Genomic DNA, 13,102 nt, shown 5'->3' with positions numbered 1-13,102 from the left:
CCTGTGTGCAGCGATGGGAGAAACGGATTCTTCGCTGCGCTCAGAATGACGGGGCAGGTGAGGGAACCGCCTCCTGGTCGTCATCCTGAGGCCGCAGGCCGAAGGAACCGTATCCCCCGTCCCTTTTGTTATACCTGTGTGCAGAGAAGAGAGAAGCGGATGCTCTTCGCGCCGCCCGGAAGGTCAGCGGAGCGCGGTCCGCCCGGCCAAAAAACTTTTTTTCCTGCGAAAACTTTCTGCCCGGCCCTCCGTCTAACCAACAGAACGACAGAAAAGGAGGAGAGCCGATTGGCCTATCAACCCAAGCGATGCCGCCGCAGAAGGCGCCGGCGTCCATCCCTTCGGCTTCCGGTGGCCGTGCTGCTTTTGGCGTTGACCCTGACGGGGAGCTGGACCCTGCTGTCTGCCCATGTCGCTGCCCGGCACGATACAGATTTATTCCGGCAAAAGGCCGCCCGCCGGCCCGCCGCCGTTGAGACCACTGCCCCCACAGAGCCGCCGGCCCTGCCTGCGGAGACGCTTCCCCCGGAGACGCCCCCCGCAGAGACGGAGCCCGTCCGCGAATATGACTACGCCGCCCCGGCGCCCGAGGGGGAGACGGTGGAGGACGACTGGTTTGCCGACGCGGCCTTCCTGGGAGATTCCCTCACCGACGGCCTGCTGCTTTACGGCGGCCTCCAGGGCGGGGAGAACCTCTCCTACAAGGGGATGACGGTCCAGTCGGTCCGCACCGACGCCGTCATCCGCACAGACGGCGGCAAATGCACCCCCCTGGAGGCCCTGGGCCGGAAGACCTACGGCAAGGTATACCTCCTGCTGGGCGTCAACGAGCTGGGCTGGTACAACGACCAGCGGTTTTACGACTGCTATGCCCAGCTTGTGGACCTGGTGCGGGAGATCCAGCCCAACGCCCAGATCTATCTCCAGACCCTCCTGCCGGTGACAGCGGAGAAGTCGCAGAACCACGAATGGCTGAAAAATGAGAAGGTGGCCGTCTACAATGACCTCATCGCCCAGCTGGCGGAGGAGAAGGAGGTCTACCTGCTGGACACCCACGCCGCTCTGGCCGATGAAAACGGTGTCCTGCCGGCGGAGGAGAGCACCGACGGGGTCCACCTCACCAGGAGCGGCTACGAGAAGTGGGCCGCCTACCTGCGCAGCCACACCGTATCCCCCCAGAACCCATAACGGAAGGAAGCTGCCGTCCCCTTGAGACAGAACGCCCCGGACAACCGCCAGCTGCTGGTGGAGCATATTGTGAACGGACAGACGGAGTTTTACCGCCTGGCGATGAGTTACGTCAAAAACCGGGACGCAGCCCTGGATGTGGTCCAGGAGGCCATTGTGAAGGCCCTCAGCAAAGTGGACACCGTCCGGGAGCCGGCCTATCTCAAGACCTGGTTCTACCGCATCCTCATCAACGAAGCCATGAACCACTTCCGCCGGAACCGGAACCTGGTCTCCCTGGAGGAGGTCATGGCGGACCGGGCGGAGGAGGGGCGGGACCCGGGAGAGCGTCTGGACCTCTACGACGCCATTGAACGGCTCTCCCTCCCGGAGCAGACCGTCATCAAGCTGCGCTATTTTGAGGACCTGAAGCTGGAAGAGATCGCCCAGGCCACCGGGACCAACCTGAACACGGTGAAGTCCCGGCTCTACAAGGCCATCAGGCGGCTCAAGGACATGACCGGAGAGGAGATCGACTATGCACCCTGAAATGGAACGCGCCAAAGCCCGCTATCAGGCCCAGGAGACGCCGGAGGAGCTCTCTCTGGCGGTACGGGCCGCCATCCGGGAGGGGGACCGGCTGCGGAAGCGCCGCCGGACCGTGCGCCGGAGTCTGGCCACCGCCCTGGCCAGCTGCGCCTGCTTTGTGCTGCTGGTCAACGGCAGCCCCAGCTTTGCCCAGGCGGTGTACGACGTGCCGGTGCTGGGCGGCCTGGCCCGGATCTTCACCGTTACCGAGTATGCCGTCAATGACCGGGAACACATCATCGACGTGCGCCTTCCCGCCCTGGAAAACACCGGCCACACAGAGCTGGAGCAGAAGGTCAACCAGGAGATCTCCACCCGCATCCAGTCCGTCATCGACGCGGCTGAGACCCGGGCCAGGGAGGCCAGAGAAGCCTATGTGGCCACCGGCGGCGACCCTGAGACCTATATGCCGGTCATCATCGATGTGGACTACGAGGTCAAGTGCCAGAACGATCAGTATCTCTCTTTTGTGGTCACTGAGACCGAGGTCCGGGCCAGTGCCTACACGGAGTTCTACACCTACAACATCGACCTGGAGACGGGGAAGGAGATCACCCTCCGGGACCTGCTGGGCCCCAACTGGATGGAGACCGTCAACGCCCAGGTGGCAGAGCAGATCGCCCAGCGGGCCCAGGACCCGGAAAACACCTACTGGACCACGGAGCAGGGCGGCTTCCAGGGCATCCGGGAGGACCAGCCCTTCTACCTCAACGGGGAGGGGCTCCCGGTGGTGGTCTTTGAGAAGTACGAGCTGGGCCCCGGCTCCATGGGCAGCCAGGAGTTTGTCATTCAGACCGAACAGTGAGGGGAAGTGCCCCCGCTTTGCATCATCCTGAGCAAAGCGAAGGGGCCGTCTCTCACCTGAAGGAGCGCGGATTCTTCGGCCCCTGGTCTCAGAATGACGGTGGGAGAGGGGCGCCATACCGCCGTACCATGGGAGGTATGGGGGATGGTTTCCCGGAGACTTTCCTGAGAGCACAGTGTTTGCAGAGCGAATGACAGATATGGGACACCGAAAGGACACGAAAAACGCAGAAGCGGAGCGCCGAAGGGCGCTCCGCTCTGTTATTTCTGATATTCAAATTCCAGATTGTAGAGGCAGACGATGTCGCCGTCCTGGACGCCCATCTCCTCCATCCGCTGGAAGAGGCCGGACTCCCGCAGGACCCGGTCAAACCAGTTCCGGGACTCCACGTCGTTGAAGTTGACGTTGGCCATGAGCCGCTGGAGCCAGGGCCCGTCCACCATCCACACGTCGTCCACCTTTTCGATGGTGACGTCGCCGCTGGTGTCCACCTCCGGGGGAGCGGGGACATAGTCGGGCTCGTACACCGTGATGGGGGGCAGCTGGGCGAGCATCCCGGCAGCGTGGCGCATGAGGGCGTCCACTCCCTGGTGGGTGGCGGCGGAGAGCTCAAAGAAGGGGAGCCCCAGGGCCTCCACATGGTCCTTGAGCCTTTCCAGCAGAGTGCGGTCCTCGGCGATGTCGGCCTTGTTGCCCGCCACCAGCATGGGCCGCTCCGCCAACTGGGGGCTGTACTGGGCAAGCTCGGCGTTGATGGCCTCGAAGTCCTCCACCGGGTCCCGGCCCTCCCGGCCGGACACGTCCACGATGTGGATGAGCAGGCGGCACCGGTCAATGTGCCGGAGGAAGTCGTGCCCCAGGCCGGCCCCCTCGCTGGCCCCCTCGATGATGCCGGGGATGTCGGCCATGACGAAGGAGACCCCCTCGTCCACATAGACCACGCCCAGGTTGGGGAAAAGGGTGGTAAAGTGGTAGTCGGCGATCTTGGGCCGGGCCTTGGAGACCACGGAGAGCAGGGTGGACTTGCCCACGTTGGGGAAGCCCACCAGTCCCACGTCGGCCAGCAGCTTCAGCTCCAGGATGACCTCCCGCTCCTGGCCGGGGAGACCGGCCTTGGCGAAGTTGGGCACCTGGCGGGTGGGGGTGGCAAAGTGCTTGTTGCCCCAGCCGCCGTTGCCGCCCCGGCAGAGGACAAAGGGCTCCATGCCGGACATATCGGCGATGATCTGGCGGCTCTGGGCGTCCCGGACCACGGTGCCCAGGGGGACCTTGATGACCATGTCCTCCCCGTCCTTGCCGGTGCAGCGTTTTCCGGAGCCGTCCATGCCGCTGCCGGCCACGTACTTCCGCTTGTAGCGGAAATCCATCAGGGTGGACATGTGGGGGTCCACCTGGAGGATCACATCGCCGCCCCGGCCGCCGTCGCCGCCGTCCGGGCCGCCGGCGGCCACATACTTCTCCCGGTGGAAGGCCACGGCACCGTTGCCCCCCTTGCCGGATCTCACCGTGATCTTTGCGGTATCCACGAATGCTGGCATAGACAGCACCTCCTAAACAGAAAGATAAAAAACGCCCCGAACAGAGGATACCCTGTCCGAGGCGTTATCATGCCCAGCTTACTGAGCGATCTCCACGATGGAGACCTGCTTGCGGTCCTTGCCAAGACGCTCGAACTTGACCTTGCCGTCCTTGAGGGCGAACAGGGTGTCGTCGCTGCCCTTGCCCACGTTCACACCGGGGTGGATGTGGGTGCCGCGCTGACGCACGAGGATGTTGCCGGCCAGGACGAACTGACCGTCGCCCCGCTTCACGCCCAGACGCTTGGACTCGGAATCACGGCCGTTCCGGGTGGAGCCGACGCCCTTCTTGTGGGCGAAGAACTGAAGACCGATCTTCAGCATGGTGTTACACCTCCATGTCGTAAACGATGATGTTGTCGGGATATTCCTCCCTGAGGTCGGTAAAGTAGACCATCATGGCTGTCAGAAGGGTCTGACAGGTGTTCTCGTTGGTCTCTCCCAGACCGCCGGGGAGCTTGAGGGTGATGGAGGCATCCTTTTCCCGCACCTTCACCGCGGCCTCCAGGCCGAGGATGTCGTTGACAGCGCACTCGGTGAGCCGGACGGCGCTGGTGACGGCGGCGCAGAGGATGTCCTCCCCCTGGCAGGCCAGCCCGCTGTGACCTTTGACTTCAAAGCCGGTCAGGCGGCTGCCCTGCGTAAAAAAAGTAACCTCGATCATAGGTCAGGAAAGAGGGAGACTCAAGCCTCGATCTTGCCGATGGTGACCTTGGTGTAGGGCTGACGGTGGCCCTGCTTGCGGCGGTAGCCCTTCTTGGGCTTGTACTTGAAGACGATGACCTTCTTGCCCTTGCCGTTCTTCACCACGGAAGCGGTGACCTTGGCGCCGTCCACCACGGGAGCGCCGAAGGTGGCCTTGTCGCCGTCCAGCACAGCCAGGACCTTGTCAAAGGTCACGGTCTCGCCGGCCTCGACGGGAAGCTTCTCGATGAAGAGGGTATCACCCTCGGCCACCTTGTACTGCTTGCCGCCGGTCTCAATGATCGCGTGCATTCTATCTTTCACTCCTTCATAACGGGCTCGCTGTCGGGGGCGGAGAGAAGCGCGGAGAAGCCGGGAGCAGGCACACAGTGAGCCCCGCAGACGAAAAAGCAGTTGCGCCGGAGGCGCAAGGTGTTTTTCGCGGAGGGGTGAGCAGTGTGCCGTCGCGGAGGCTTCGCAGCGTGACAGTGAATCAGCGTAAAGCGCCTTCCCACTTTCATACCCAGTCAAAGCGGCTATAATAGTATATCAGCGCCCAGGGTGCTTGTCAATGGATTTCTGCCCTAATTTCTCCCTTTTGCGGTGCAAACGCATAGCAAAATTGGCCATGTGCCGCTTACTGCGGCACATGGCCATGGGATTACCCGGAAAAAGCTGCTCAGAGCTCTGCCAGCTGGCCCAGGTACCAGCCAGTGGAGCCGTTCTTCTTCACCAGGGCCCCCCGGGAGGTCTCCTCCACCACGGAGAGGAGGTCGCCGGGGGAGACGGGGAGGCGGTAGTCGGTGGAGTCCAGGCACCACCACTGCCCCTCCCGGCAGCGCAGGTACTTGGTGAGCACCCACAGCGTCTTCCCCGTGCTCCGGTGGCGGCAGAGGGAGAACTCCTCCCCCTGCTCCAGCACCTCCACAGCGTGGTCCGTCCAGGAGATGGTGAAGGGGTCCGTGCTCTCGTCCTGGGCGTCCAGGGCCCGGCGGCGGGGGAGGTCGTCGTAGGAGCGCCAGGTGATCTCTCCGCCGTCGGGCGGGAGGAGGACGGCGTTGAGCTGTCCGTCGTCCTTGAGGACGCAGCCGCCGTCGATGCTGACGATCTTCCGGTCCGGGCAGACCAGGGGCTCGGCACAGGGGTGGCCGGTGCGGTAGAGGGTGACCGGCCAGTGTCCCACCACGCAGTAGCAGGGAAAGGCGTGGCCCTGGGAGAGGAAATCATCGTTTTTCATGCACCCCCAGGCGTCCAGCTCCTCCATGTGGTCGTAGGAGGGAACGCCGCCGTGGACGAAGACGTAGCCCGGCGCGGTGAGGATGGTGGGCAGGTCCCGGAGGAAGTCCAGCTCGGGGGCGAAGTGTTCCCGAAGGGCGGCGCGGAGGGCGGGCAGGTCTTCGGGGGTCTCCACCGGCGCGCCGATCTCCCGGGCCATCTGGACGATGAGGGAGCGCTCCTTCCACACGCTGAGGTAGCCGCGGAAAAAATCCCGGCCCAGGCCGGCGTTCTGGTCCACAAAGTCCACCGCCAGGTTGTCGCAGTTTCCGCACAGGGTGTGGACGGTGTGGGTGCGGGAGAGCTCCATGACATAGCGGAGGGTGGCCAGACTGTCGGGGCCCTTTTCCACCAGGTCGCCCACCAGCACCAGGGCGTCGTCGGCGGTAAAGCCCACCTTGTCCAGCAGGCCCCGCAGCCAGGGCAGGTTGCCGTGGACGTCGCTGACCGCCAGCAGCCGCCCGTTTTGGGGGAAGGGGATGGGGCGGACCACTGCCTTCATGGGCCAGGACCTCCTTTCACAGATTTGGGCTCAGAAACGGGCGGCGTAGGCCACCCAGCCGTCCCGGTCCTTCCGGCCAAAGACGGTGAGGCCGTTCTTCTCCAGGGCGGCGCGGACCTCCTCGCAGCGGGTGTCGATGATGCCGGAGCACAGGAAGACGCCGCCGGGGGAGAGAAGCTCCTCCACATGGGCGGAGAGGGGGATGATGACGTCGGCCACGATGTTGGCCAGCACCACGTCGTACTTCTGCTCCGCCAGGCGGGCCTTCAAGGAGGCGTCAGAGAGGACGTCCCCGGCCAGCACAGTGTACCGGTCCCGGCCAATGCCGTTGAGGCCGGCATTTTCATAGGCCACGTCCACCGCCTTGGGGTCGATGTCCACGCCGATGGCGGAGTCGGCCCCCAGCAGCAGAGCGGCGATGGACAGGATACCCGAGCCGCAGCCCAGGTCCAGCACCCTGGAGCCCTCCTTCACCGACTGCTCGGTCCACTCTAGGCACAGCCGGGTGGAGGCGTGGTTGCCGGTACCGAAGGTGAGTCCGGGGTTGAGGTAGAGGGCCGTTCGCCCGTCGGGCGCGGGCTCCCCCTTCTCCCACTCAGGCACCACATAGAGCCGCTCCCCCACGCAGAGGGGCTTATAATACTTCTGCCAGCTGGTGGCCCAGTCATTTTCCCGGAGGGGGGCGGTGGCGTAAGGCAGGTCGATGCCCGCCATCCACCGCTCCAGCTGGGCCTTGCCGTCGGGGTCGTCGGTGACGTAGAACTTCACCCGGGCGGCCCCCTTCATCTTCTCCAGCAGCTCGTCGTCCACGTAGTCCCAGTACTGCTTGTTTTGTTCCAGAAAGGTTTTGAAATCGGTTTCGTCTTCAATGGCCAGACCGGTGGCGCCGTTCATGGTCAGCTTGGCGCACAGGTCGTCCAGTTGGTCCCCGGTGGTCTCCACCGTGACCTCCAGCCATGTCATATCCATAGATGCAGCTCCTTTGGAAAAATTACCGCTTGGCGCCCAGGAAGAAGAGGGCCACCGTGCCGGGACCGGAGTGGGCGCCGATAACGGGGCCGATGTTGTTGATGACGATGTGCTCGGTGCCGAAGCGCTTTTTCACGTCGGCGGCCACCTTCTCGGCGTCGGCCAGACAGTCGCCGTGGCTGATAAAGACGGTGTCCACGTCGGTGACCGTCTCCTCCATATGGTCCACCAGGGCGGTGAGGGAGGCCCCGCGTCCCCGGGCCTTGCCCATGTTGATGAGGTGGCCCTCGTCGTCCACATGGAGGACGGGTTTGATGGAGAGCATGGTGCCCACCACGGCGGTGGCGGCGGAGATGCGTCCACCCCGCTTGAGGAAGTGGAGATCGTCCACGGTGAACCAGTGGCAGAGGTAGAGCTTGTTTTCCTCCACCCAGTCCCGGACTTCCTCTATGGACTTGCCCTTCCGCTGCTCCTGGACGGCAAGCCACACCAGCAGCCCCTGCCCCATGGAGGCGCACAGGGTGTCCACCGAGAAGATCTTCCGGTCAGGATACTGCTCGGCGAGCTCGTTTGCGGCGATGACCGAGGACTGGAAGGTGGTGGAGAGGCCGGAGGAGAAGGTCAGCGCCAGCACGTCCTTCCCGGCCTGGAGGAAGGGCTCCAGCATGGCGGTGTACTCGGCTACGTTGACGGCGGAGGTGGTGGCCATCTCCCCGTCCCGGAGCATTTTGTAAAAGACCTTGGGGTCCATCTCCCGGTCGTCGGGGTAGTTGCGGTAGTTTTTGCCCTGGACGGCGAAGGAGAGGGGCAGCACCTCCACGCCCAGCTCCCGGACCAGGCCGGCGGGCAGATCGGCGGAAGAATCGGTGACGATCACATAGTCGCTCATAGTTATCCATTACCTCCTGTATAAAGTGCGGGTGAGAATCCAAGAATATATCATTTTTTCCGGCGCTCCGGCTTTTCCTCCGGGGGGGCGATGAGGGAGAGGATGCGCTGACAGGCCAGCTTGTCGGCGTAGCTGCGCAGAGCCAGACGGAGGGCCAGACGGGGCAGCTCCTCCTGGGTGAGACCGGGGTCCAGCACCTCGGCGGTGCAGTCCAGGGCCAGGGAGAGCTCCTGATAGAAGGCGGCGTACAGCTTTTCCGGGTCCCGTCCGGCGCTGCCGCTCCCCAGCAGGGTGCGGGTGTCCCGGACGGAGAGGACCTGCTTGAGGGCGCAGATGGCGGTGAGATAACCCAGGTGGATCTTGCTGTATTTTTTGCCCTCTGCCCGGGGGAGAAGGCCGTCCTTGATATAATTGTTCACCATGGCCGGGGTCAGAGCCTCGCCGCCCTCATAGGTGATGAGCTGGCGGGAGACGTAGGAGATGACCTGGTCCATGTAGAGACCGATGTCGGGGAAGCTGTCCCAGACCATGGGGCGGTCCTCCTCCAGCCGACCCCTGAGTTCTTCCAGTTCCTCCACGGGGCTTCACTCCTTGCCTTTCGTCATTTTGAATATGATGTTTCAGCATATCGATATAAATTATATCACGAACCCGTCTCCGCGTAAAGGGGAGGAAGGGGGCGAAAACCGCCCGGCCCCCTGGAAGAAAGGGGCCGGGCGGCGGGCGTTCAGGCTTCGGCGGCGGTCAGTCCGGTGGCGGCGGTGAAGAAACCGGCCCACTGGGGGGAGCGGAAAAAGACCAGCTGCCCCGGCAGGCGGATGTCGTCCACGATGAGGAAACGCTTTTTCTCCCCACGTTGGGCCAGCAGGCCGTTGAGGTGGGTGAGCAGGCCCATGTCCAGCCAGGCCCCCAGGTCCTGGGCGTCATACCGGCAGGGCGTGCCGTCCAGGGTGAAGGCGAGGGGGCGGACCCCATCGACGGCAGGGGAGAGCTCTCCACCAGCGAGGGCCGGGCTGCCGCCGGTGAGGGCGGAGAGGTCTTCCAGCAGATGGCGGTACATGGCGTCGGGGTCCGGGGACTCCGGCGTTGTCACCAGGGCCTGGCCGGGGGCGTCCTGGGCCAGACGGCACAGCAGGGAGAGGTAGGCGGGGTCCTCATAGGACTCGGGGTGGGCCAGAAAGTGGGCCTCCAGCTCGGAGGAAACGAGGAAGCTCAGCCGCTTGAGGGCGGCAAGCTGCTTCTCCACCGGCTCCGCCGGACGGCGGAGCTGGGCGGAGAGCAGACCGGCAAAGTGGTCAAGGTCCATAGGTCTGTCCGTCCTTTCTCAGGGAGTGACCCGGCGGGCCAGCTCTAGGGCCAGCCGGAAATAGGCGTCCTTGGCGTCCTGGGGCAGCTTCCCCAGCAGGCCGGGGTCCCAGAGGTCGCCGGCCAGACTGTCCTCGGTATAGAGGAACTGGTAGAACTCCACGCCCCGGAATTTGCACACCGCCGCGCAGGCGGCGCACTCCATGTCCACGCACAGGCAGCCCTCGGCCTGACGACGGGCCACGTTCCGCCGGGTCTCCCGGTAGAGGGCGTCGGTGGTCCAGGTGCGGCCCTCCACGAAGGGGGTCCCCAGCGCGGAGAGGACCTGGGCGGTGCGGGGGGCGGTGTCCAGGGGGAGGTAGTCGTCCTCCGGGGGAAGATAGTGGTAGCTCACGCCCTCGTCCCGGCGGGCCGCCGTGGGAACGATGAGGTGGCCGGCGGGCAGGTCGCCGGCCAGGGAGCCGCAGGAGCCAAAGAGGACAAAGCGGCGGGCGCCCCGGGCGATGACCTCCTCCATCATGGCGGCGGAGGCGGCGCTCCCCAGCAGAGTCTGGTAGAGGCCGAAGGTCTTGTCCTCGTAGTGGATGGCGTAAATGGGGATCTGGAAGAAGACGGGCAGATGGCCCAGCACCCGGCTCCCCGGCCAGCCGGCGGCGGCCTGAGTCAGGGAGGGCTGGAAGGTGACCACCACCGTCTCGGGAAAGCCCTCCACCGGGCTGGCGGCATGGCTGGGCTCCAACACCGCCGTCCGGGCGGGATCGTAGGCGTCCAGAATACTCATGGGGGACCTCCTTTTTCATTCACGGGCGGATGAGATCCGCCCCTACGGGCCACGTTTCGTCTTCCGCCGTCATTCTGAGGCGAAGCCGAAGAATCCGTTGGCTCCCTCCTTGAGGGAGCTGTCAGCGAAGCTGACGGAGGGAGTCTTTCTATCACGCAAAAGGGCGGGAGAAACGGATGCTTCGCCGGTGCTCAGCATGACGCAAGGGATATGCCGCAGGGGCCGGCCTGCGTGGTACCGTGCCGGTCTGCGGGCGCACATACAGGTGCGCCCCTACGGACCGCGCTGTTGTGAGCATGTATGGCGGCCACAGACCTTCCCCCCTTAGGGGGGAAGGTGCCCCGCAGGGGCGGATGAGGGGGCGTTGGATAGAGCGAAAAGAAAAATCCATTTCACCGCCCCACCCTCATCCGTCTGGCCTTCGGCCAGCCACCTTCCCCCTGGGAGGGGGAAGGTTTTATATGGCGCGCCGGGGGTGTCGCGCCCCGCCGTGCGGGGCCCCAGAGGGCAAAAGAAGCTGTTTGTCTTATTCCTCGTCCAGCTTGAGGACCGCCATAAATGCTTCGGTGGGGAGCTGTACGCTTCCCAAGCTCCGCATCTTCTTTTTGCCCTCTTTCTGCTTTTCCAGCAGCTTTTTCTTCCGGGTGATGTCGCCGCCGTAGCACTTGGCCAGCACGTCCTTGCGCATGGCCCGGACGGTCTCACGGGCGATGATCTTGCCGCCGATGGCGGCCTGGACGGGGACCTCAAAGAGCTGACGGGGGATGTTGTCCTTGAGCTTTTCGCACAGTCTTCTCGCCCGGCCATAGGCTTTCTCCCGGTGGGCGATGAAGGAGAGAGCGTCCACCTGGTCGCCGTTGAGGAGGAGGTCCACCTTCACCAGATCGCTCACCTCATACCGGTCCAGCTCGTAGTCCAGGGAGGCGTATCCCTTGGTCCGGGCCTTGAGGGTGTCGAAAAAGTCGTAGATGATCTCGTTGAGGGGCATGGAGTAGTGGAGCTCCACCAGATTGGTGTCCAGATACTGCATATCCTTGAACTCTGCCCGCCGCTCCTGGCACATGGGCATGATGTTGCCCACATAGTCCGGGGGGGTGAGGATGGTCACCTTGGCGTAGGGCTCCCGGGCCTCGGTGATGACGGCGGGGTCGGGGTAGTTGTGGGGGTTGTCCACCTGGACTACCGTGCCGTCGGTCTTGGTGATCTCGTAGATGACGGAGGGGAGGGTGGTGATGAGGTCCAGGTCGAACTCCCGCTCCAGCCGCTCCTGAATGATCTCCATGTGGAGCATACCCAGAAAGCCGCAGCGGAAGCCAAAGCCCAGGGCGGCGGAGGACTCCGGCTCGAAGGAGAGAGAGGCGTCGTTGAGCTGGAGCTTTTCCAGGGCGTCCCGGAGGTCGGGGTATTTGGAGCCGTCCTCGGTGTAGATGCCGCAGTAGACCATGGCCCGGGCGGGGCGGTAGCCGGGGAGAGGCTCGGACGCCGGACGTTCGGTACTGGTGACGGTATCGCCCACCCGGGTGTCCTTCACGTCCTTGATGGAGGCGGTGAAGTAGCCCACCTCGCCGGCGATGAGCTCGGTGCAGGGCTCCATGCCGATGGGGAGGAGGTGGCCGCACTCCAGCACCTGGTAGACGGCGCCGGAGGCCATCATCTTCACGTTCATGCCGGTTTTGAGGGTACCCTCCATGACCCGGAAGTAGACGATGACGCCCCGGTAGGGGTCGTACTGGCTGTCAAAGATCAGGGCCTGGAGGGGGGCGGCGGGGTCGCCCTTGGGGGCGGGGACGTTTTTGACGATGTCCTCCAGCACGGCGGGGATATTGAGCCCCACCTTGGCCGAGATCTCGGGGGCCTCCTGGGCGGGGATGCCGATGACGTTCTCGATCTCGTCCTTGACCCGCTGGGGGTCGGCGGCGGGCAGGTCGATCTTGTTGATGACGGGGAGGATCTCCAGGTCGTGCTCCACCGCCAGATAGGTGTTGGCCAGGGTCTGGGCCTCGATGCCCTGGGCGGCGTCCACCACCAGGATGGCGCCCTCGCAGGCGGCCAGGGAGCGGCTGACCTCATAGTTGAAGTCCACATGGCCGGGGGTGTCGATGAGGTTGAGCTGGTAGGTCTCGCCGTCCTCGGCCTGATAGCTCAGGCGCACCGCACGGGCCTTGATGGTGATGCCCCGCTCCCGCTCCAGGTCCATGTTGTCCAGCAGCTGGGACTCCATCTCCCGCTGGGACACCGCGCCGCACAGCTCAATGAGCCGGTCGGACAGCGTGGACTTGCCGTGATCGATGTGGGCGATAATAGAAAAGTTGCGGATCTTGGATTGGTCAGTCATAGATAAAACCTCCGTAGGGGGGATGAACCAAATCGAAGCCCAGCGGAGCGGGTTCGATTTGGAAAGGACGAGCGGCGGAGTGAGTGAGCCCTGCCCCTTAGGGGCGGGGCGAGGGGTACGCAGCCCGCGAGGACGCGGTCGGTCATAGATAAAACCTCCGTAGGGGGATGAACCAAATCGAAGCCCAGCGAAGCGGGTTCGATTTGGAAAGGACGAGCGGCGGAG

The 13,102-nt window shown here is 64.3% G+C and carries 14 protein-coding genes; 3 read left to right on the top strand and 11 right to left on the bottom strand.

All coding sequences use genetic code 11. The features are described 5' to 3' along the window. Positions 1-288 precede the first annotated feature (288 nt). The 3 genes from Q0Y09_RS01615 to Q0Y09_RS01605 are packed head-to-tail and all read left to right on the top strand — an operon-like array spanning position 289 to position 2,560. Positions 289-1,188 carry a GDSL-type esterase/lipase family protein gene (locus Q0Y09_RS01615; protein WP_297716724.1) on the top strand — a complete coding sequence of 300 codons (900 nt, stop codon included), beginning with the start codon at positions 289-291 and terminating at the stop codon, positions 1,186-1,188. A 21-nt stretch (positions 1,189-1,209) separates the two neighbouring features. Beyond that, a complete protein-coding gene (locus Q0Y09_RS01610; RefSeq protein WP_297716722.1) occupies positions 1,210-1,716 on the top strand; it encodes a sigma-70 family RNA polymerase sigma factor in 507 nt (168 codons plus the stop codon). A 1-nt stretch (position 1,717) separates the two neighbouring features. After that, positions 1,718-2,560, top strand: coding sequence for a DUF3298 and DUF4163 domain-containing protein (locus tag Q0Y09_RS01605; protein ID WP_297716720.1), 843 nt, complete (start codon positions 1,718-1,720; stop codon positions 2,558-2,560). Positions 2,561-2,820: 260 nt separating this feature from the next. On the opposite strand, the gene obgE is transcribed toward Q0Y09_RS01605, so the two are convergent. The 11 genes from obgE to lepA all read right to left on the bottom strand — a co-directional run bounded on the left by obgE (position 2,821) and on the right by lepA (position 12,877). Next, the gene (gene obgE / locus Q0Y09_RS01600) at positions 2,821-4,098 is read right to left on the bottom strand and encodes a GTPase ObgE (protein WP_297716718.1); all 1,278 of its coding nucleotides are present in this window, start codon (positions 4,096-4,098) and stop codon (positions 2,821-2,823) included. A 78-nt stretch (positions 4,099-4,176) separates the two neighbouring features. Then, complete coding sequence (gene rpmA / locus Q0Y09_RS01595; protein WP_101692346.1) at positions 4,177-4,461, bottom strand: 50S ribosomal protein L27; 285 nt, start codon at positions 4,459-4,461, stop codon at positions 4,177-4,179. A 4-nt stretch (positions 4,462-4,465) separates the two neighbouring features. Then, positions 4,466-4,801, bottom strand: a complete 336-nt coding sequence (locus Q0Y09_RS01590) for a ribosomal-processing cysteine protease Prp (protein ID WP_297716715.1) — start codon at positions 4,799-4,801, stop codon at positions 4,466-4,468. A gap of 20 nt (positions 4,802-4,821) precedes the next feature. Continuing rightward, complete coding sequence (gene rplU, locus Q0Y09_RS01585; protein ID WP_297716713.1) at positions 4,822-5,133, bottom strand: 50S ribosomal protein L21; 312 nt, start codon at positions 5,131-5,133, stop codon at positions 4,822-4,824. Between the two features lie 367 nt (positions 5,134-5,500). After that, positions 5,501-6,598: a metallophosphoesterase gene (locus tag Q0Y09_RS01580; protein ID WP_297716712.1), complete on the bottom strand. Its 1,098-nt coding sequence runs from the start codon at positions 6,596-6,598 to the stop codon at positions 5,501-5,503. A gap of 30 nt (positions 6,599-6,628) precedes the next feature. Then, positions 6,629-7,567 carry a 50S ribosomal protein L11 methyltransferase gene (gene prmA / locus Q0Y09_RS01575; RefSeq protein ID WP_297716710.1) on the bottom strand — a complete coding sequence of 313 codons (939 nt, stop codon included), beginning with the start codon at positions 7,565-7,567 and terminating at the stop codon, positions 6,629-6,631. 22 nt (positions 7,568-7,589) lie between these two features. Beyond that, positions 7,590-8,456: a DegV family protein gene (locus Q0Y09_RS01570; RefSeq protein WP_297716708.1), complete on the bottom strand. Its 867-nt coding sequence runs from the start codon at positions 8,454-8,456 to the stop codon at positions 7,590-7,592. 50 nt (positions 8,457-8,506) lie between these two features. Next, a complete protein-coding gene (locus Q0Y09_RS01565) occupies positions 8,507-9,034 on the bottom strand; it encodes a DUF1836 domain-containing protein (RefSeq protein ID WP_297716706.1) in 528 nt (175 codons plus the stop codon). 149 nt (positions 9,035-9,183) lie between these two features. Then, entirely contained in the window at positions 9,184-9,762 is a 579-nt protein-coding gene (locus Q0Y09_RS01560) for a hypothetical protein (protein WP_297716704.1), read from the bottom strand. Positions 9,763-9,780: 18 nt separating this feature from the next. Further along, positions 9,781-10,542, bottom strand: coding sequence for a nucleoside phosphorylase (locus tag Q0Y09_RS01555; RefSeq protein WP_297716702.1), 762 nt, complete (start codon positions 10,540-10,542; stop codon positions 9,781-9,783). A gap of 526 nt (positions 10,543-11,068) precedes the next feature. Then, positions 11,069-12,877, bottom strand: a complete 1,809-nt coding sequence (lepA, locus tag Q0Y09_RS01550) for a translation elongation factor 4 (protein ID WP_297716700.1) — start codon at positions 12,875-12,877, stop codon at positions 11,069-11,071. Positions 12,878-13,102: the final 225 nt, after the last annotated feature.

The sequence above is a fragment of the Intestinimonas sp. genome, from assembly GCF_026169115.1.
In the GTDB taxonomy this organism is placed as follows: Bacteria; Bacillota; Clostridia; order Oscillospirales; family Oscillospiraceae; genus Intestinimonas.
This window is presented reverse-complemented; position numbering and strand designations above follow the sequence as displayed.